General features: G+C 63.7%; 22 protein-coding genes. 14 read left to right on the top strand and 8 right to left on the bottom strand.

Annotated elements, in window-relative coordinates; translation table 11 throughout:
- Window positions 1-142: 142 nt before the first annotated feature.
- Window positions 143-364 (top strand): tautomerase family protein, encoded by a 222-nt coding sequence (locus KIH45_RS12135; RefSeq protein WP_213176269.1) that lies wholly within the window; start codon window positions 143-145, stop codon window positions 362-364.
- Between the two features lie 257 nt (window positions 365-621).
- Here the strand turns inward: KIH45_RS12135 and KIH45_RS12130 are convergent, their stop codons facing one another.
- Together KIH45_RS12130 and KIH45_RS12125 are read right to left on the bottom strand one after the other, a co-directional pair.
- A complete protein-coding gene (locus tag KIH45_RS12130; protein ID WP_213176268.1) occupies window positions 622-1,320 on the bottom strand; it encodes a hypothetical protein in 699 nt (232 codons plus the stop codon).
- The gene (locus KIH45_RS12125) at window positions 1,320-1,814 is read right to left on the bottom strand and encodes a DUF2165 family protein (protein ID WP_213176267.1); all 495 of its coding nucleotides are present in this window, start codon (window positions 1,812-1,814) and stop codon (window positions 1,320-1,322) included. Before KIH45_RS12125 ends, KIH45_RS12130 begins: the two co-directional genes overlap by 1 nt.
- A gap of 53 nt (window positions 1,815-1,867) precedes the next feature.
- Between KIH45_RS12125 and ligA the strand changes: the two genes are divergently transcribed.
- The 5 genes from ligA to KIH45_RS12100 all read left to right on the top strand — a co-directional run bounded on the left by ligA (window position 1,868) and on the right by KIH45_RS12100 (window position 6,651).
- Complete coding sequence (gene ligA / locus KIH45_RS12120) at window positions 1,868-3,961, top strand: NAD-dependent DNA ligase LigA (protein WP_213176266.1); 2,094 nt, start codon at window positions 1,868-1,870, stop codon at window positions 3,959-3,961.
- A gap of 5 nt (window positions 3,962-3,966) precedes the next feature.
- Window positions 3,967-4,488 carry a hypothetical protein gene (locus KIH45_RS12115; RefSeq protein WP_213176265.1) on the top strand — a complete coding sequence of 174 codons (522 nt, stop codon included), beginning with the start codon at window positions 3,967-3,969 and terminating at the stop codon, window positions 4,486-4,488.
- A gap of 144 nt (window positions 4,489-4,632) precedes the next feature.
- Window positions 4,633-5,100 (top strand): hypothetical protein, encoded by a 468-nt coding sequence (locus KIH45_RS12110; protein WP_213176264.1) that lies wholly within the window; start codon window positions 4,633-4,635, stop codon window positions 5,098-5,100.
- 100 nt (window positions 5,101-5,200) lie between these two features.
- Window positions 5,201-6,031, top strand: a complete 831-nt coding sequence (locus KIH45_RS12105) for a transporter family protein (RefSeq protein WP_213176263.1) — start codon at window positions 5,201-5,203, stop codon at window positions 6,029-6,031.
- 50 nt (window positions 6,032-6,081) lie between these two features.
- Window positions 6,082-6,651 carry a GNAT family N-acetyltransferase gene (locus KIH45_RS12100; RefSeq protein WP_213176262.1) on the top strand — a complete coding sequence of 190 codons (570 nt, stop codon included), beginning with the start codon at window positions 6,082-6,084 and terminating at the stop codon, window positions 6,649-6,651.
- 4 nt (window positions 6,652-6,655) lie between these two features.
- Here the strand turns inward: KIH45_RS12100 and KIH45_RS12095 are convergent, their stop codons facing one another.
- The 5 genes from KIH45_RS12095 to KIH45_RS12075 form a co-directional block, all read right to left on the bottom strand.
- Entirely contained in the window at window positions 6,656-6,922 is a 267-nt protein-coding gene (locus KIH45_RS12095) for a hypothetical protein (RefSeq protein ID WP_213176261.1), read from the bottom strand.
- A 90-nt stretch (window positions 6,923-7,012) separates the two neighbouring features.
- Window positions 7,013-7,723, bottom strand: a complete 711-nt coding sequence (locus KIH45_RS12090; RefSeq protein WP_337925479.1) for a DUF2459 domain-containing protein — start codon at window positions 7,721-7,723, stop codon at window positions 7,013-7,015.
- Window positions 7,696-8,601, bottom strand: a complete 906-nt coding sequence (locus tag KIH45_RS12085; protein ID WP_213176260.1) for a 50S ribosomal protein L11 methyltransferase — start codon at window positions 8,599-8,601, stop codon at window positions 7,696-7,698. The genes KIH45_RS12090 and KIH45_RS12085 overlap by 28 nt, the downstream gene beginning before the upstream one ends.
- A complete protein-coding gene (bla, locus tag KIH45_RS12080; RefSeq protein ID WP_213176259.1) occupies window positions 8,598-9,491 on the bottom strand; it encodes a subclass B3 metallo-beta-lactamase in 894 nt (297 codons plus the stop codon). Before bla ends, KIH45_RS12085 begins: the two co-directional genes overlap by 4 nt.
- Window positions 9,481-10,209: an SDR family NAD(P)-dependent oxidoreductase gene (locus KIH45_RS12075; RefSeq protein WP_213176258.1), complete on the bottom strand. Its 729-nt coding sequence runs from the start codon at window positions 10,207-10,209 to the stop codon at window positions 9,481-9,483. The genes bla and KIH45_RS12075 overlap by 11 nt, the downstream gene beginning before the upstream one ends.
- A gap of 188 nt (window positions 10,210-10,397) precedes the next feature.
- Between KIH45_RS12075 and sdhC the strand changes: the two genes are divergently transcribed.
- The 5 genes from sdhC (at window position 10,398) to KIH45_RS12050 (ending at window position 15,055) form a co-directional block, all read left to right on the top strand.
- A complete protein-coding gene (gene sdhC, locus KIH45_RS12070; RefSeq protein WP_213176257.1) occupies window positions 10,398-10,787 on the top strand; it encodes a succinate dehydrogenase, cytochrome b556 subunit in 390 nt (129 codons plus the stop codon).
- 12 nt (window positions 10,788-10,799) lie between these two features.
- Entirely contained in the window at window positions 10,800-11,177 is a 378-nt protein-coding gene (sdhD, locus tag KIH45_RS12065) for a succinate dehydrogenase, hydrophobic membrane anchor protein (protein WP_213176256.1), read from the top strand.
- A gap of 4 nt (window positions 11,178-11,181) precedes the next feature.
- The gene (gene sdhA, locus KIH45_RS12060) at window positions 11,182-13,002 is read left to right on the top strand and encodes a succinate dehydrogenase flavoprotein subunit (protein WP_213176255.1); all 1,821 of its coding nucleotides are present in this window, start codon (window positions 11,182-11,184) and stop codon (window positions 13,000-13,002) included.
- Window positions 13,003-13,095: 93 nt separating this feature from the next.
- Window positions 13,096-13,614: a hypothetical protein gene (locus KIH45_RS12055; protein WP_213176254.1), complete on the top strand. Its 519-nt coding sequence runs from the start codon at window positions 13,096-13,098 to the stop codon at window positions 13,612-13,614.
- Window positions 13,615-13,645: 31 nt separating this feature from the next.
- Complete coding sequence (locus KIH45_RS12050; protein WP_213176253.1) at window positions 13,646-15,055, top strand: amidohydrolase family protein; 1,410 nt, start codon at window positions 13,646-13,648, stop codon at window positions 15,053-15,055.
- Window positions 15,056-15,058: 3 nt separating this feature from the next.
- On the opposite strand, the gene KIH45_RS12045 is transcribed toward KIH45_RS12050, so the two are convergent.
- Window positions 15,059-15,727 (bottom strand): peptidylprolyl isomerase, encoded by a 669-nt coding sequence (locus KIH45_RS12045; protein WP_213176252.1) that lies wholly within the window; start codon window positions 15,725-15,727, stop codon window positions 15,059-15,061.
- 142 nt (window positions 15,728-15,869) lie between these two features.
- Here KIH45_RS12045 and KIH45_RS12040 point away from each other — a divergent pair, with 142 nt between their 5' ends.
- The 3 genes from KIH45_RS12040 (at window position 15,870) to creD (ending at window position 19,371) form a co-directional block, all read left to right on the top strand.
- Window positions 15,870-16,256, top strand: a complete 387-nt coding sequence (locus KIH45_RS12040) for a BlaI/MecI/CopY family transcriptional regulator (protein WP_213176251.1) — start codon at window positions 15,870-15,872, stop codon at window positions 16,254-16,256.
- Window positions 16,253-17,893, top strand: a complete 1,641-nt coding sequence (locus tag KIH45_RS12035; RefSeq protein WP_213176250.1) for a M56 family metallopeptidase — start codon at window positions 16,253-16,255, stop codon at window positions 17,891-17,893. Before KIH45_RS12040 ends, KIH45_RS12035 begins: the two co-directional genes overlap by 4 nt.
- Window positions 17,894-17,973: 80 nt before the next feature.
- A complete protein-coding gene (gene creD, locus KIH45_RS12030; protein WP_213176249.1) occupies window positions 17,974-19,371 on the top strand; it encodes a cell envelope integrity protein CreD in 1,398 nt (465 codons plus the stop codon).
- Window positions 19,372-19,385: the final 14 nt, after the last annotated feature.

Raw genomic sequence — 19,385 nt, 5'->3', positions numbered from 1 at the left:
TCGAGAGGCGCGTTTCTCCATGTTCGGGGGCAAATCTCCACGCAATCTCCACGCAGGCTCCAAGCAGGGGCGGGAAGGGCGGGGTATCCAGTTGTTGTCGCCGGATGATCGGCGTCACTCAAAAACCGGAAAGGAATTGAATATGCCTCTCGTTGATATCCACCTGATCGACGGCGTTTTCGATGGTGAACAGAAGCAGCAGATGATCAAGGACGTGACCGACGCCATCGTCGCCATCGAAGGCGAAGTGATGCGCGGCGTGACCTGGGTCCGCGTTCTCGAAGTCGAAGGCGGCCACTGGGCCATCGGCGGCCAGCCGCTGGCAGCAGCCGACATTCACGCGATGCAGAAGCAGGCGGCGTGACTTGCGGGATGCACGGGACGGCGGCCAATGGCCCCTCCCGTGCATCGTCGTTTTTCAAGCCGTGACGAGGAACGAGAACAGCAGGATCGTCATCCCGCCGATCAGGACCATCCAGCGCAAGTTGTAGTCTGCATGAGGCAGTTGCATGACGCCCTCCTGATTGCATTGCACAGGATCCGCGGCTCATGCGTTCGCAAGGAGTCGCGAACTGGGCGCGATTATACTCTTTTTGTAAGAGCTTTCCCAGTGAGCCCAGATCATTCTTGCGTGTCTGACGCAGCTTGCGATGCTGTCGTTTCTGTTGTCTTTCGCCTGCGGTTCCAGATGATAAGTGCGATGAGCAAGACGAGTGCGCTGAGCGGGATCGCGATTTTAGCGAGCTTTGCCAGAAGCAAGTCCCTCCGCAGTTGTTCAGTGCTGCGAAGCTCGAATTCCAAGTCCATATCCGGTCCATCCGGAACGGACGGATCGACCAAGTAACTACCATCACCGTCGAGAACTTCTCGCCACGCAGTTTCCCGTTGTAACGACCATGCATCGATGTAAGCGGCCGAGCAGGACTGGCGAGCAACACCCCATTCCGCCTGATTCCACAATTCGCGGTCTGGATCGCGGAACCGTTCCTCAGGCTTTCTGACGGGATAAGCTGCGAAGAGTATCGTTTGTTTGCCAACACCTATGGGCGCTCTGGCATTCAAAGAGTTTGTCCAGACGAGACGGATCGTTGAATCTGCTTCGCCTTTGAGAACTTTATCGATGACCACTTCCATCACCACATATTCGTCAAATGTTCGGTCCTTGACCGGATCATAAGTCGTAAAACCGGTAACTTCGCCCACTGCTACGAGCTGAGCATCGCGAATTGTGCGAAGGTCGGGACGCGGCATGTCTATGCACGCATGCGCGGTTGCCGACGCCAGAAATAGAAACAGCATCAGAGGAAGTCGCAGAAGCATTACGGAATGTTCTCCTCGCGCATCGAGATGTAGATCAGGCTCATCATCGCCATCGCGCCGAATACCCACGATCCGTGGTCGGGGCCACTGCCGTATTCCATCTGCCACAACTGGTACCCCGCGACCGCGATGCCCTGGAACAGGCCCCACCAGTTCAGGACCGCGCAGCCCATCGCGATCTTCGACCATTTCTTGCCCGCTTCGAACTTCGCCGCATCGTGGTGGCGCAGGCCGAACAGTACCCATGCGCCGTAGAGGCCGAGCACGCCTGCGGCTGCCTCCAGCGCGAAAACCAGCACCATGGCGACGACGATCAGGAACGATGGCGGCACGGGCAAAAGCGTGACCGGATAGGCTTCCTGTCCGGCGTGGCTGGTCGTGTAGACGAAGAAATCGTAGGCCGCGCCGACGTTTGCGATGTTGTGCGCCACATAGAGCAGCGCCATCAGCCCGATAACGGCGCTGACCACCGCCTTCAAAATCCTGTCGGTCATTCAGGTGTCCCCCTGTATTTCCGCGCCCCGGCGGCTAGATACCATGAAAATACATGACGGGGAAAAGCGTGACCGATCCTGCCGAGATGAGCGAAGCGGATGCCGCGAACGAACTGATGCGGCTGGCGCGCCAGATCAGGAAGCATAACAAGCTCTACCACGCAGAAGACGCGCCGGAAATTTCGGACGCGGAATACGACGCGCTCGTCCGCCGTAATGCCGCGATAGAGGGGGTTTTCCCGCATCTGGTTCGCGATGACAGCCCGTCGAAGGCTGTCGGCCACGAAGTCGCTGCCTCGCCGCTTTCCAAGGTTCGCCATGAGGTTCGGATGATGAGCCTCGACAACGCGTTTTCGGACGAGGAAGTGGCCGATTTCGTCGCGCGGGTGAGGCGTTTCCTGTCGCTGGCTGCGGACGAGCCGGTCGTGTTCACGGCCGAGGACAAGATCGACGGGCTCTCGTGCTCGCTTCGCTACGAGCATGGCAAGTTGGTCCGCGCCGCGACGCGCGGCGACGGGCAGGTGGGCGAGGACGTGACCCCCAATGTCGCGCAAATCGCCGACATTCCGCAGGAATTGAGCGGCACGGTGCCCGAGGTATTCGAGATCCGCGGCGAGGTCTTCATGGCCAAGGCCGACTTCCTCGCGCTGAACGAGGCGCAGGAGGCAGACGGCGGCAAGATCTTCGCCAACCCGCGCAATGCCGCCGCCGGATCGCTGCGCCAGAAGGACGCGAGCGTTACCGCGAGGCGCCCCTTGCGCTTCTACGCCCACGGCTGGGGCGCGGCGAGCGAGGTGCCGGGAAGCAGCCAGTTCGAGGTCATGCAGGCCATCGCCAACTGGGGCGTGCCGATTTCCGCCGCGCTGATCCGGTGCCGCACGCTGGACCAGATGCTGGCGCACTATCGCCAGATCGGCGCGATGCGGGCGGACATGCGCTATGACATCGACGGCGTGGTCTACAAGGTCGACCGGCTGGACTATCAGCAGCGGCTGGGCTTCGTGGCCAAGGCTCCGCGCTGGGCGATGGCGCACAAGTTTCCGGCTGAACAGGCCGAGACCACGCTGGAAGGCATCGACATCCAGGTCGGGCGCACCGGCAAGCTGACGCCGGTGGGCCGGTTGAAGCCGGTGACGGTGGGCGGCGTGGTCGTCTCGAACGTCACCCTCCACAACCGTGACGAGATCGAACGTCTGGGCGTGCGCATCGGCGACCGCGTCGTGATCCAGCGCGCCGGCGACGTCATCCCGCAAGTGGTCGAGAACCTGACCCGCGAGGAAGACCGCGACGCCTTCCACTTCCCCGATCACTGCCCGATCTGCCACTCCGAAGCCGTGGCCGAAGAAGGCGAAGTCGACGTGCGCTGCACCGGCGGGCTGATCTGTCCGGCCCAACGGACCGAGCGTCTGAAGCACTTCGTCAGCCGCGGCGCGCTCGACATCGAGGGACTCGGCGAGAAGACCATCGATGAATTCTTCGCAAAGGGCTGGTTGGAAAGCCCTGCCGACATCTTCCGCCTGAAACAGCGCAAAGAGGATATCCTCGCGCTCGAAGGGTGGAAGGAGAAGTCGGTCGAGAACCTGCTGGCCGCGATAGAGGCCAAGCGTGAGCCAGATGCGGCGCGCCTGCTGTTCGGGCTGGGCATCCGGCACGTCGGCGCAGTGACGGCGCGCGATCTCCTGAAGCACTTCACCACCCTTCCTGCCCTGCGCGATGTGGCAGAGCGGGCGCGAAACGGCGAAGTCGACGTGGCGAGCGAGGCGGTGACTGAACTGACCGCGATCGACGGGGTCGGCCCTGTCGTGGTCGAGGCGCTGGGCGACTTCTTCCACGAAGACCACAACCGGCAGGTCTGGGACGATCTTCTCTCAGAGATTTCGCCGCCCGATTATGTCGTCGAAACGAAGGACAGCGAAGTCGCGGGCAAGACGGTGGTCTTCACCGGCAAGCTTGAAACGATGAGCCGCGACGAAGCCAAGGCGCAGGCCGAAAGGCTGGGCGCGAAGGCGGCGGGATCGGTGTCGGCCAAGACCGACCTCGTTGTCGCCGGACCGGGTGCCGGATCGAAGCTCAAGAAGGCAGCGGACCTCGGCATCGAAGTCATCGACGAGGCCGCCTGGGCCGAGATCGTGAAGGCGGCGGGTTAAGTGTGATGCAAAAGGAATTTGCATCGCTCTTTGGGATGCTCTCAATACCCTTTTCAATTGGCCAGTTTGTCATCGAGTGGAATCAGACAGAACGAAATTTAATCAGATTGATGGCGATGCTTGAGGAAAAGCCGCCAGGAAGAATATCGGATGAGGCCTACTTCGCAGCCCGCGATAAATGGCTCGATGTTCACTACACTGAATGGATGAAGCACCTTGATAAACTGTGTGCTGAGTTCAAAGACACCGATATTGAAAGCGATCTAAAGAGTATCGTTGGCCATCTACCAACCGCAATCAAAGTTCGTCACAATGTCGTGCACGGTTATTATGGCGGGACATTTGAGGACGGCTCCCGTGAGTTTAAGCGTAAGCCGCGTAAGGCAGAGCACACTTCCGATAAGATCACAGTTCAAATGATTTGGGATTGGATCGATCAAATCCGCGCTTTGAATTCTGTCGCCGGAAAGCTTGAGATACGACTCAAAATTGACGGGCCAATTCGTCCAATCAACTCGCAGCTATAGGCGCACGTCCCGTCGCTGAACTCGTGGTGAATTCCGCGTTAAGCCCCCGCTTTAATAAGGGATTAATGCGGGGGCACCCACCCTGTCCTCATCAGGGGAAAAATGGCGCATGTCAGGGACATGCGGGGACATGAGGACATCATCATGAAAAAGATCATGCTCGCGGGTGCATCCGCGATTCTGGCCGTTTCGGCCATGACCGCCTACGCGCAGGATGCCGAGAGTGGCGACACGCCCGAGGACGTCGAAGTCGAGGAAGCCGGCAAGCCGATGGAGCCGACCGCCGGGGGCAACGGCGCACAGGTGCTTCGCGAAGAGGGCGACATTCTCGAACAGGCTCTCGATGAAAACGGCGAACCGGTGACCGACGAAAACGGCGATCCGGTCATGAACGTCGTCGGCACCGCCTATACTCAGACCGTCACGACGCCGAGCGGCAACGTCAACACGCTGACCAAGACGGTCGATGCGGACGGCAACAAGATCACCACGGTCGAGCACTTCCGCCCCGAAAAGGCAGAGCGCATCGCCAAGGCCGAAAAGCCCGAGCGTCCCGAACGCCCGGAAAAGCCCGAGAAACCGGAAAAGCCCGAAAAGCCCGGTCGTCCCTGAGCAACCGCACTTTGCTCATGAGGGGGAGGGGCGCGGCTGCCATGGGTGGTCGTGTCCCTTTCCTACTTTCCGTTATGAAACAAACTGAAAGAAGGGATCCATGAAGGTCTTTCTCAAGCGCGCCGCGGGCTGCGCGGCGCTGGCGGTCTCGCTGTGCTCCGTGCAGGCGAGCGCGGACGAATACTGGCAGTTCAGCCTTGGTGCCGACTATTCGACCGGCGACTACGGCGACGTGATCGATACCGACATGCTGGCCGTGCCGGTCGGCGTGAAATATCAGGGCGACGGCTTCTGGGCTCGGGCCTCTGTGCCCTATGTCCGTGTCACTGGCCCCGAAGGTGTCATCCCCGGCGACGGCGGTGTTACGCGCGGCAACGGCAACGGCAACGGTAATGGCAATGGCAATGCGGGTGGCGGCACCGGGGACACGGTCGTCAGCGATACCCGCAGCGGCATCGGCGACGTGAACCTTTCGGCTGGCTATACCCTGCCCATCGGCGACCGGACGTGGTTCGACGTGATCGGCAAGGTCAAGCTGCCCACCGCGTCGGAGGCCAAGTATCTCGGCACCGGCACGACCGACTTCACCGCGATGGGCGAAGTGCTGCACAGCTTTGGCAATGTCTCGGTCGCGCTGAACGGCGGGCGCCGGTTCAACGGATCGAACGACCTCTACCAGCTCGACGATGTCTGGCTGGCAGGCGGCGGCGTCTATGCCGTTGCGGGCGAGGGGCTGACGCTGGGTCTTGGGTACGAGTGGCGCGAAGGCGCGCTCGATACTTCGCCCGACCGCAGCGAGGCGACCGCGTCGGCGACCTTCAAGGTCAATCCGTCGCTCCTGCTTCAAGGCTATGGCTATACCGGCTTTTCGGAAGGCAGCCCCGACGTTGGCGCAGGCGTGCAGGTGCTGTACCGAATCGGCGCGGACTGAGGCGGGCCGGATGGGCATCGCCGATTTCCGCACCAAGGAGAGCGATGCCCATGACGGTCGAAATCGTGCCGCTGACGCCTGACAGGGCGCACCTGTTCCTCGAACTGTTCGACGGCGAAGGTTTTGCCGACAATCCGGGGTGGAGCGGATGCTATTGCCGGTTCTACCACTACGACCACGATGGCGGAGACTGGGAGAACGTACCGGCGGCAGAGAACCGCGCGGGCGCGTGCGACCTCATCGCGGACGGCACGATGCGCGGCTGGATCGCGCTGGACGGGCAGCGTCCGGTCGGCTGGCTCAATGCCGGGCGCAAGGACGGCTACTGCGCGTTTCGTGGAGAGGATGTGCCGGGCGAGGCGGGTGACGCGACAGGCATGATCACCTGCTTCCTCGTCGCGCCGAGTGCGCGGGGCAAGGGCGTGGCGCGGCAGTTGCTGGAGACCGCGCTGGATGATTTCCGCGCGCAGGGCCTGTCATGGGTGGAGGCGAAGCCTGCCAAGTCGCCCCAAACTGCGGCCAGCAATTACCACGGGCCGCTGTCGATGTACCTGAAGCACGGTTTCGAGATGGCGGGCGATTTCAGCGAATACCAGCACCTGGTGCGGCTGGCGCTCTAGGCGGTCAGGTCTCGGCGCTGTCCGCTTCGGGGGCGTCGTGCGCCATCGGTTCTTCGCTGACCGGCAAGTCTTCCTGCTCCACCACTTCGAGCGAGCGCGGATCGTGTTCGCTGCCGCAGATCGGCGCCATCGCGCCGCCGCGGGCGCGGTGGGCTTTGCGGACGGTGTTTGCGGCGATGCGCGACTGCTCCATCGCGGCGGGGGTGTTGTTGAACGACGGCGCGATCTGCTGCGGCAGGACGCAGTCGCGCGGCGCTTCACGGTCTCGCACGGGCATCTCCTCCTGCGCAGAGGCGGGCAGGGCGAGGAGGGCGAGAATCGGGACGAGGGCGTAGCGCATGGGGCGGATTTTCGCCCGGGCCTATTGAATGGGCGGTGAACCGGGCTGTCGGTAAGGCGGAACCCACTTCATCACGCTTCCGGCAAAGGGCGTCCATGCGCCGGTTTCGATGCCTGCCATGCGCAGCGTCTCGCCCGTCCATTCGTTGCAGGTCTTGTAGACCGTGTAAGTCCCGCGCGCGTCGTAGAAGACGTCCTGATCGGTATATCCGGCATAGACCGCGCGGTCCGCCGTGCGTTCGGGCAGATTGCGCAGCAGGGCGCGGACGAGGGCGCGGTACTGTCTGTGAGTGATCCGGATCGTTCGGAAATCGGGCGAGGGGGCGGGCCGGACCCAGTGTTCTACGTGGTAGAGCGCATCACCGCCGACGCTCATGACCCGCAGCACTGTTAGCGGTGAGAGATCGCCCCACGTCGGCGTGTCGAGGAAGACCGCCCGCTCGCCCCAGCTGATCGCGACGTGGGTATAGGGACGGAACGGATTGGCGGTTTCGGACGGCGGGAACACGCGGGTCCAGTCCATGTCCTCGCTGCGCAGCGGGACCGCGATCGAGGTGTGCACTCCGTTGGTGGCGACGATGATTTCGACGCCGTTCGGGGCCTCTACGAAGTCGCGGTTGGCAGGGATCGACGACCCCACCCAACCGGCAAGGAAATAGCAGCCCACGGCCAGCGCCAGCCAGCCGAAGACCGCTCTTGCCAGCTTCAGCGCGCGTTTCGCCGGCGTAGCCACAAGATCGACCAGTCGCCGTTCGTCATACGGCGGGCAAGGCGGAAACCGGCGCGGAAGTGCGCGCGGCGTACAGCTTCTTCTTGCGTCGTCAGAAGTCCCGCCAAGAGCAGGTTGCCACCCGGCGCGACGGCCTTGGCGAAATCGGGTGCGAGTTCGACCAGCGGCCCGGCAAGGATGTTGGCGATGAGCAGGTCATAAGGCGCGCGGTGCCGGATCAGAGGATTGTCCGTCCCGGCCGCCACGGTCATCACGATCCGGCCCGGACCGTCGCCCAGAGGAACGCCGTTCATCGCGGCATTGTCCTCGACCACGCCGACGCAGACCGGATCGATGTCGCTGGCGATGCCCTGCGCCTGAGGCCAGAGATCGCGCGCGGCAAAGGCGAGCAGACCCGTGCCGGTGCCGATATCGGCATGGTTGCGTACGGTGATCCCTTGCGCCTTCATCTCGGTCAGCATGGCAAGGCAACCTGCCGTCGTCTCATGCTGGCCGGTGCCGAAAGCTTGGCTGGCCGGAATGCAGAAATCGGTCACGCCCTCGCTGTCGTCGGCGGGGAAGTCGGGTGTGTGGACGTGGAAACGGCCCGCGCGGATCGGGGTCACGTCGGCTTGCGACAGGCTGACCCAGTCGGCGTCGGGCAGCTTCTCGGCCGCCAGATCAGGCGCGCTATCGACGAACAGGTCGGCCAGCGCCTGCTTGTCGGCCTTCGTCGGTTTGCGCGGATAGTATGCCTCCAGCACCCAGTCGTCGGGCTTGTCCTCGGCGATCTCGCTGCCGGTCAGCACAACTTCGTAGTCCCAGTCGAGCACGTCCTCGTGCGCGACGAGGGCGGCCTGGATCAGCTCCTTCGATCCATGGGCGACGATCTTCCAGCTCACTCGGCAGCCTCCTTGGCAAGACGCGCATCGAGGCGCTTGCCGATCCCTTCGGCATAAGTCCGGCAGGCGTTCTTATCCAGAAGATTGCCACTTTCCAGCCGCTTGCGCATCCCGCTTGCCGAAGGGTGCGGGGTTAGCAGCAGGTCGCAGTCGCTGTCGGCGAGATATTCGATGCCGCGGCGATAATCGTCGAGCAGTTCGCGGTGTTCGGAGAACCTGTATCCGTCCGCGCTGATGGGCGACATGGAATCGGCATAGACGATTGTGACGCAATCGCCGTCCTCGCCGGAAATCCACTGCCACGACGATGCGCCGGGCGTATGGCCGGGGGTGGGCATCTGCATGAAGGACAACTTGCCCTGCTTCACGAACTCGACCGCGCCGATGGTCTCGTCGACGCGCGCGGCGGGGAAGGGATCGATGACGCCGAACTGCGGGTCCTCTTCGGACGGCAGGCCGGTCCCAAGCACGTCGGCAGCAGGGCCAGTGGCGACAAGGCGCGCGCCGCTTAGGTCCTGCACCATGGCGGTTCCGGCGACGTGGTCGAAGTGTTCATGGCTGACCAGCAGCAGCGCTATATCGGCAGGGTCGAAGCCCAGCTTGCGGATGTTATCCAGCACGTGGGCTGTGCCCGCCACGGTGCCGGTATCTATCAGCGCATGCCCGTCATCGCCGGTGACGAGGATCGCCGAAATGCCGCAAGTGCCGACGTAATAAGTGTCGCCGTGGATGCGGAAGGGCGGGCCGGGCTTGTCCCATTCGTCCCAGTCCTCGCAAGCCGCGACCCATTCGGATGTGGATGGCGCGTTTGCCACGGGCGCGGCACTCGTCGCAGCGCATGACGCAAGGGCCAGCGTGGGCAACGCATAGAGGAAGGTCTTAGCGGACAAAGCTCGCTCCATTCGCGTCGATGACGGCGCCGGTCATGCTGGCAGGTGCGTCTAGCGCACAGAACGTGGCGATCCGGCCGATCTCCTCCGGCTCGGCCACGCGGCCCAGCGGGATGTCGGCCAGGAGAGCAGGTCCGCCGCGCGTCGCCAGATAGTCGCCCGCCATCGCGGTATCGACAAAGCCGGGACAGATCGTGAAGCAGTAGATGCGTTCGTGCGCGTAGTGGCGCGCGATCGTCTTTCCCATCGCCACCATGCCGCCCTTTGCCGCGGCATAGTGCCAGTGATCGGGAGAATCGCCGCGATAGGCCGCGCGGCTTGCCACTTGCACCAGCCGCCCGCCGCTGCCGCGTGCCTCCCAGTGGAGGACCGCCACCCGCGACAACTGCGCCGCGGCGGTGAGGTTGATCTGTTGGCTGCGCTGCCAGTTTTCCAGCCAGGCATCGTCTTCAAGCGCGATCGGGCTCGCCTCGAACACGCCTGCGTTATTGATGAGCATGTCGATCTGGCCATCCGCCATGGCCAAAGCCTCGTCCCACAGGGCGGGGGCGCCGGCCGTATCCGAAAGGTCCGCGCCGATCGTGCCATCGGCCGGTTTCGTGCCTTGCCGGATCACGCGAACGCCCCGGCTTTCAAGCTGCGATGCTATCGCAGCCCCGATGCCGCGCGTGCTTCCTGTGACGAGCGCCGTGCGCCCCTTGAGTGCATCCTTGTCCATAAACGGCTCGATTAAGACCGGGGCGAGGGCGCTGCAAGCGGGGGAAAGGCACCATACCTAGACAAAAAGACTGTAAATGCCCTCTTGCCCTTCGGCGCGCTGCCTGCCATTCGCGCCCGCAGCACGCCTTTTGCGACCGGCCCTCTTTAACCGGACGCTATGGCACGAAGACTACGGGGACACGTAATATGGCGAAGGCAGCGAACAGGCCTCTCTCTCCGCACCTCTCGATCTGGAAATGGGGTCCGGCCATGGCCGTCTCCATCCTGCATCGCGTTTCTGGCAATGGCCTTGCGGTCGCGGGCCTGCTGGTCCTGCTCTGGTTCCTCGGCGCGATTGCCGGCGGGCCGGAGAGCTACGTTTCCTTCATGCGCCACGCGGATACCTGGTACGGCATGATCGTGCTGATCGGCATCTCGTGGGCCTTCTTCAACCACCTGTCGAGCGGCATTCGCCACCTCGTGCTGGACGCCGGCGCGGGCTTCGAGGTGGACAGCAACAATTCCTGGTCGATCATCTCGATCCTCGTCGGCGTCCTGCTGACGGCGGCCTTCTGGGCCGTGATCCTGCTGGTCTGAGGAGAGACTTAAATGGGTAACGGAACTCGCATCGGCCAGGTTCGCGGCCTCGGCTCGGCCAAGCACGGCGCGCATCACTGGCTGGTCCAGCGCTTCACCGCGATCGGCAACCTCGTTCTCGTCCTGTGGTTCGTGTTCAGCCTTATCATGCTGCCCGACTACAGCTTCTCGACGGTCAGCACTTGGCTCGCTTCGCCATTGGCCGCGACCGCGATGGTCCTGATGATCATCTCCACCTTCTGGCACGCGCGCCTCGGCATGCAGGTCATGATCGAGGACTATGTCCACGGCGCCAACCGCTTTGCCGCGATCGTGCTGCTGAACCTCGTTTTCCTCGCCGCCGGTGTCTTCGGCGTCGTTTCCGTCATTCGCATCGCGCTGGGAGCCTGATCACATGGCCGAAGCAAGCACACAGCCTGCCTACAAGATCATCGACCACACCTATGACACCGTCGTCGTGGGTGCCGGCGGTTCGGGCCTGCGCGCCACGATGGGCAGCGCCGAAGCCGGCCTGAAGACGGCCTGCATCACCAAGGTCTTCCCGACGCGTTCGCACACCGTTGCAGCACAGGGCGGCATCGCCGCCTCGCTCGGCAACAACACGCCGGACCACTGGACCTGGCACATGTACGACACCGTGAAGGGGTCGGACTGGCTGGGTGACCAGGACGCGATCGAATACATGGTCCGCGAAGCGCCGCAGGCCGTGATCGAGCTCGAACACGCAGGCGTTCCGTTCTCGCGCAACCCCGAAGGCACGATCTACCAGCGTCCCTTCGGTGGCCACATGCAGAACATGGGCGAAGGCCCGCCGGTGCAGCGCACTTGCGCCGCCGCCGACCGTACCGGTCACGCCATGCTTCACGCATTGTACCAGCAGTCGCTGAAGTACGACGCCGACTTCTACATCGAATACTTCGCAATCGACCTCATCATGGTGAACGGCGAGTGCAAGGGCGTCATCGCCATCTGCCTCGACGACGGTTCGATCCACCGCTTCCGTGCGCACTCGGTCGTGCTGGCAACGGGCGGCTATGGCCGTTGCTACTACACCGCGACTTCGGCCCACACCTGCACCGGCGACGGTGGCGGCATGGTGCTGCGCGCAGGCCTGCCGCTGCAGGACATGGAATTCGTGCAGTTCCACCCGACCGGCATCTACGGCGCGGGCGTGCTGATCACCGAAGGCGCACGCGGCGAAGGCGGCTACCTGACGAACTCGGAAGGTGAGCGTTTCATGGAACGCTATGCCCCGTCGGCCAAGGACCTCGCCTCGCGCGACGTCGTCTCGCGCTCGATGGCGCTTGAAATCCGCGAAGGCCGCGGAGTGGGCGCGGAAAGCGACCACATCTTCCTGCACCTCGACCACATCGACCCGAAGGTGCTTGCAGAACGTCTTCCCGGCATCACGGAAAGCGGCAAGATCTTCGCAGGCGTCGACCTTACCCGTCAGCCGCTGCCGGTGGTTCCGACCGTCCACTACAACATGGGCGGCATCCCCTGTAACTACCACGGCCAGGTCGTCACCATCGGTGCCGACGGCGATCCGGAAACGGTCGTCCCGGGCCTCTACGCAGTCGGCGAAGCGGCCTGCGTGTCGGTCCACGGCGCGAACCGTCTTGGCTCCAACTCGCTGATCGACCTTGTCGTGTTCGGCCGCGCAACCGGCCACCACCTCAAGGAAAACATCAAGCCGGGTACGGCGCACGACAACCTGCCGAAGGACAGCGCGGACTTCGCCCTGTCGCGTCTGGATCACTTCCGCCACTCGAAGGGCGGTTCGCCCACGGCGGAAATCCGCACCGAGATGCAGCGCACGATGTCGGCCCACGCCGCCGTGTTCCGCACCGACGAATCGATGGCCGAAGGCAAGGAAAAGCTGACCAACGTCTATGCCCGGATGGAAGACATCTCGGTTGCCGACAAGTCGCTGATCTGGAACTCGGACCTGATCGAAACGCTGGAACTGGACAACCTGATCAGCCAGGCGACCGTGACCATGCATTCGGCCCACAACCGCAAGGAAAGCCGCGGCGCCCACGCGCACGAGGATTTCCCCGAGCGCAACGACGCCGAGTGGATGAAGCACACCGCGACTTGGTTCGAAGGCTGGGGCGGCAAGGGCGGTGCGGTGAAGATCGACTATCGACCGGTCCACGAATTCACGCTCACCGACGATGTCGAGTACATCAAGCCGAAGAAGCGCGTGTACTAAGCTTTCACCGAAATGGTGTTACAAAGGGGCCCGGCTGGTTGCAGCCGGGCCCTTTTCGTTTGGGCCGATCGCTCGCTTTGGGGGAGAGCAGGAATGCCGTTCGAACCACGTCCCGACGGATCGTTGAAGCTGGCCATGCACCAGCCGCTCTACCAGGTCATCGTCGTTATCCTCGTCGCTTTCGGGATCGGCGGGTTCTTCCTCTACGGCCTCGTCTATTCGGAAGAGACCGGGCTGGTCGTGAAAGGATACGACACCGGCTACGACCTGCCGATCTGGCTCTGGCGCGCAGGGTTCCTGGCCGGATCGGTCGTCGGGTTCGGAGTGGGGCTTTTCATCCTGCTCGGCCTCGTGCGCGGGAACCAGCCACATGTCCGGCTCGAGCCGCAGCGCCTTGTCGTTGCGGGCTTCGCGATGCGCGGGGACACGGCGATGCGCTGGGACGAGGTCGAGAGCGTGAAGCGCTTTCGCATCATGCATGACGACGCGATCACGCTGAAGGCAAAGTCGGGCAAAAAGCTCCAGCTGTCGGGCCACGTTTTTCCGCACAAGGGCGACTTCCAAGCACTGATGGCCGAGATCGACAGCCGCATCGCTGCCGCCCGCACTTGACGGATAGCGACGTTGGCGTAGCTTTCGCGCCATGGGGGATCTTCGCAAACTCGTTCGCGGCGCGCTGGCGGTTATCGCCGGCTGTGCCTTTGGCTTTACAGCTCAGGCGAAGCCGCCGGAGCAGGGGATGGCGGCGCTGGTCGGTGTCGATGTGCTGGACGCCGATTTCGCGACGATCCTGCCCGATCGCACCATCCTGATCGATGATGGCGTAATCGTCGCGATCGGTCCTGCAGACATGGCCGTGCCTGATGGTGCGACGGTCCACGACCTTGCGGGCAAGACGGTCATCCCCGGCCTTTGGGATGCCCACGTGCACAGCCGTTACCTCGGCATCGATCATCCGCGCCTGATGATCGTCCACGGCATCACGACTATCCGCGACCTCGGCGGCGGGTGGGAGCATCAGCGCCGCATCTTCGACTGGCGAGAGAAGATCGAAAGCGGCGAGATGGCCGGCCCGCGCATCTGGAGCGCCGCGACCGTACTCGACAATTCCGGTGCGGGTTGGTCGCACATCGGGCTGGTCCATTCGCCTGAGGAAGCGCGCGAACAGGTCCGCCGCCTAAAGCGCGAGGGTGCGGACTTCGTGAAAGTCTATTCGAACCTCACGCCCGAAAACTACGACGCGATAATCGACGAGGCGAGCAAGGTCGGCCTGCCGGTCGACGGCCATGTCCCGCTCTCGATCGGCGTGGAGCGCGCTATCCGTTCGGGCCAGCGGGTTATCGAGCACGCCGAGGAGATCGCCATCGCGCTTGCCGATCACGAGCCGGAGAAGAACGCCGATGGCTACCTTCTCTGGACCGATCTGGAGGGGCGGTTGAGTCGCGACAAGGCGGCGGAACTGGCCGCGCTGATGTTGGAACACGGCAGCTACCTGTCGCCCACGCTGAACCTCGGGCCGCATTTCAACTCGCTGAAAACCGATACCGAGGCGGCGCTGGCGAATCCCGCGCTGCGCTTCATTCCGCCACCCTATCTCGTCGCGTGGAAGCCGCGACTCGACCGCCCGCTCTGGCCAAGCGCCTTGCCGAGCGCGCGGGTGGAGAAAGAAGCCATCGGCCTGCTCCACGAAGCAGGCGTGCGGATCATCGCGGGGACTGACACGGTTAAGCCCTATTTCGTGCCGGGCCACGCGCTTCACGACGAACTCGTAGCGCTGGTGGGCGCGGGGCTAAGCGAAGGCGAAGTTATCCGCGCCGCGACGCGCACCCCTGCCGAAATGGTCGGGGCACTGGGGCAGGGCCTGATAGCGAAAGGGCAGGCGGCGGACCTGCTGGTGCTCGACGCCAGCCCGCTGGAGGATATCGCAAACACCCGCCGCATCGCGATGGTCGTCGCGGCAGGGCGCATCTACGACCGCGAAGCGCTCGCCGCGATGCGCGAGGACGTCGCCGCCAAGGCCGCTGTCTGGGACGGAGAGCCTACGGGGCGCTAACGCCTATTCGGCAACGCGCTTCACGCTGACGATCTTGATCGGATCGGCCAGCATCTGGCCCTTCAGGAACCCTTCGCCCTTGTCGGGATCGGTCGGCGCGGCGTGGATCGCTTTCACCACGTCCATACCTTCGACAACGTGGCCGAACACCGCAAAGCCTGACTGCTGGTCGGGATTGTCGCTGTCGGGCTTTGCGTCGAGGCCGGTCATGTCCGTCGCCATGATCGAGAAATCGCCCGTCGCGCTGCCCGGCTCATACCGCGCCATCGAGATCGCACCCTCGGTATGCGACAGGCCCGTCTTGCTGGTCGGCTCATGCGCGATGGGCGGCAGGATACGCTTGGGGTCGTATTGCGTGCCGCCTTGGATCAGGCCTGCAACCTTGTCGCCCCAGTCCAGCCGCATCGTGCGGTAAAACACCGTCCCGTCGAAGCGCCCCTCGTCGGCGTACTTGAGGAAATTCGCGCTGGTGACCGGTGCGCGCTCCGTTTCAAGCACCAGCACGATCGTGCCTGCCGTCGTCTCCATCGCGACCGTCGTCGTCTCGAACGTCTCGGCCACTTCGGGCTCTGCCGGTTCGGCGGCCTCTTGCGCGAAGGCGGGAAGGGCGGTGAGGGCGAGGGCGGCCACGGGCGCCGTCCAGAGCGAGCGGATCACGAATCGACGTTTCATGCCTGCACCTTACACCGCCAAAGCTGAACGTCATTCGTCGGTGTCGGTATGTCGTTCGTCGAACGGGACGGCGTCATTGTTTACAGTCGTAATCGTTTCGACTACGCCTGTAATCGTAATTTAGGCCGAACGAACGCGAGACATGACCAAGCAAGCCGCCAATCCCGACCGCATCTCAGACGCCGAACAGGCCGTGATGGAGGCGCTGTGGACCCGCTCGCCGCTGACCGCCGCCGAAGTGGCCGACAGCGTGGGCGAGGAGCGAGGGTGGAGCCTTGCGACGGTCAAGACGCTGCTGTCGCGGCTCGTTGGCAAGAACGCCATCGCGGCTCAGCCTGATGGCCGCCGCTTTCTCTATTCGCCGGTGATCGCGCGGGCCGATTTCGTCGGCCACGAATCGCGCCGCCTGGTCGATCGCCTGTTCGGCGGCAAGGCCGCCTCGCTCTTCGCGCATCTGGCTGAGGCCGAGGCGCTGAGCGATGCCGATATCGAGGAAATCGAAGTTCTGCTGAGGGAGCTGAGAAAATGATGGGGGACGTGACGGGGACGGTCATCTCCTGGGCTGTCGATACCTTCCTTTATACGGGGGTGCTGATCGCCGCGGTGCTGATCTTGCGCAGGCCGGTTGCCAAGGCTTTTGGGCCGCGCATCGCCTATGCGCTGTGGCTGGTGCCGCTGGCGCGCTTCGTGCTGCCGCCGGTCGTGCTGCCCGCGTGGATGAAGCCGGTTGAGGCTGCGCCTGCCATCGAGGGCGCGCCGATCGTGTTCGAGACGGTCGAAGGCCCCGTAGTCGAAAGCACGCCCGAAATCGCGACTTCGACCATTCCCTATGACCTCTTGCTCAACATCGGTATCGCCTTCTGGCTGATCGGCGCGGTGGCGTTCCTTGCGTGGCGCATCGGGTGTTATCGCGCGATGACGCGGCACTTGCTGGAAAGCGCGGTGCCCGTGGGCGATGCTGGGCCTGTCCGCCTTGTCGAAACCGCCGCGGTTGCCGCGCCCGTTGCCTTCGGCGTGCGTGAGCGGGTCATCGCCCTGCCGCCGGGCTTCATGGCGAACGAGGACCTGACTGCCCGCGATCTCGCCATTGCGCATGAACTGGCCCACCACCGCGGGCACGACCTGCTGGCGAACCTTGCCGCGCAGCCCGTGCTGGCGCTCCACTGGTTCAACCCTGTCGCATGGCTGGGCTGGCGCGCGATGCGCCGCGACCAGGAAGCGGCCTGCGATGCCCGCGTCATGACCGGACGCCCGCAGGAAGACCGCGCCCGTTACGGCGAAGTCATTGCCGCCTGCAGCCGCGACCAGAACCTTGCACTTGCTGCCCCCATGGCCGGTTTCCGCGAAATCGGTCCGGTGCTGGGCGAAAAAGCCATTGTCCACCGCCTGAGGAGCCTCGGCATGAACACGACTACCCGCCGCCATCGTACCGGTCTCCTGCTTGTCGGGGCCGCCGGCCTTGTCGCCCTGCCGCTGACCGCATCGGTTTCCTATGCCGAGGGCGAGAGCGCGGTCGAGACGACCGATGTGCCCGCATCGAGCGCGGTGGCTGAACCCGATGTGCAGAAGCGCGTCTGGGTCGTGAAGGACGAGGACGGCCAGATCGAGGTCGAGACCGACGAGGACATGACCGAGGAAGAGCTGGCGCAGATGGAAGCGGAGATCGAGCGCGAGGTCGAACTGGCCGAGCTCGAAGCCGAGCGGGCGGAGCGCGATAGCGAACGCATGGAAATCGAGATCGAGCGCAAGATGGCCGAAGTCGAACGCCACGCCGCCGAAGTCGAGCGCCAAGCCGCAGAAACCGAGCGCCGCGTCCACATGATGGTCATGAAGGACATGGCCGAAGTCGAGCACGAGGTGTCGAAGGACGGCAAGGTCCACGTCATCCGCATGAGCCAGGTCGAAGGTGACGGGAAGGCGAAGAAGCGCGTCGTTCGCAAGATGGTGATCGACAGCAGCTGCGAGGTCGGGAAGAACCAAGACAAGGGTGAGAATGTCAGCCACATCTGCACCGGCGTGCCGCATGACATGATCATCAACACGCTGACGCAGGTCCGCTCGACCATTGCCTCATCTGTGGACCTGAGCGCCGAGGACAAGGCCGAGGCATTGTCCGAAATCGACGCAGAGATTGAGGAAATGAAAGCTGCCCGCCGCAAGGGGTAAGGCTCTCTCGATCCAATTAACACTCGGTTCATCGCTGTAGAGCCACGTTTCGTCGCAGCGTTGAACTGGGGAGTTACATCATGGAAAATCCGGTCAGGCGACAAAGATCGCCTGGAATCAAGTTTTTGGGCACCGTGCTGCTGGCCGCAGCGCTCGCGGTGCCCTTGTTCATGGTCTACGCGCTGGTCTGGGACCGGCAGGACCAGTCCCGCACCGCGCGCGCGACGATAACGCAGGGGTGGGGCGGTCCGCAGATCGTGACGGGGCCGGTGCTAGTCATCCCCTATGAAGAAAACAGCGTCGAGACGACGGTGACCAACGGGCAGGAAGTCCGTCAGGTCAAGCGCGTGACGCGCAACCTCTACCTCTCGCCCAAGAGCCATGACGTCGCCACCGCGATCGAGCCTGAGCGCAAGAAGAAGTCGATCTACGAATCTGTGATCTACGACGCCAGCCTGTCGGGCAAGGCGAGCTTTGCCATGCCCGACGACCTCGACCGGCGCGGGATCGAGACCGAGAACATGAAGTTCGACCGCGCCGAACTGCACTTCGGCATTTCCGATGCGCGCGGGCTTCAGAACGACAGCCGCGTCGTAGCGAACGGCAAGGCGCTGACGACGAAGCCGGGTGCGGGGCTTCAGGCCAGCGGTAATTCGGGCTTCTTCACCTTCGTCGACTGGGACGGCACCGGAACGCTCGACGTCGACTGGTCATACGGCCTTCGCGGCAGCGAAACGCTGAGCCTTGTCCCGCGCGGGGCGGATACCGAGTGGAGCGTGACCTCACCGTGGCCGCATCCCAGCTTTTCGGGCAGCTTCCTGCCCGCGACCAGCGACGTGCGCGACGACGGTTTCACCGCGACTTTTGCAGTTAGCGATCTGGCGCTGGGCGAAGACCTGCTGTCCAATACCAATCCCGGTGCGCCTCTGATCGGCGGTCCTGACATCGTGCCGGTCTACGAGCGCGGCGGCGTCGGGCCCAGCATGGCGGCTTCGGTCGGGTTGGTCGAACCGGTCGATCTCTACAGCCAGATCGACCGGTCGGTGAAGTACGGCTTCCTGATCATCGGCTTCACTTTCCTCGCCTTCCTGATGTTCGACATCGTCGCAGGGGCCAGCGTCTCGGCGCCCGAATACCTGCTGACGGGTGCGGGTCTGGTGCTGTTCTTCGTGCTGCTGCTGGCGTTTGCCGAAGTAATCGGCTTCGCCGCGGCCTACGCGGTGGCCAGCATCGCGATCATCGGGCTTGTCACCGCCTATAGCGCTGCGGTGCTGAAAAGCTGGAAGCGGGCGAAGTTTATTGGCGCGCTGCTTGTCGGGCTCTACGCGCTGCTCTTCGTGCTGCTCAGCCTCGAGGCGCTGAGCCTGCTGATCGGTTCGGTCCTGCTGTTCTTCGCGCTGGCGGGGACGATGTACGCGACCCGCAATGTCGACTGGCAGGGCATTGGACGTAGCAGCGGCGAGGAGTTCCGTCCCTGACGCAGCGTGCGGGG

This window comes from Croceicoccus gelatinilyticus (assembly GCF_018398395.1).
Lineage (GTDB): Bacteria > Pseudomonadota > Alphaproteobacteria > Sphingomonadales > Sphingomonadaceae > Croceicoccus > Croceicoccus gelatinilyticus.
Note: the sequence above shows the minus strand (reverse complement) of the source record. Positions and strands in the feature narration are given on the sequence as shown.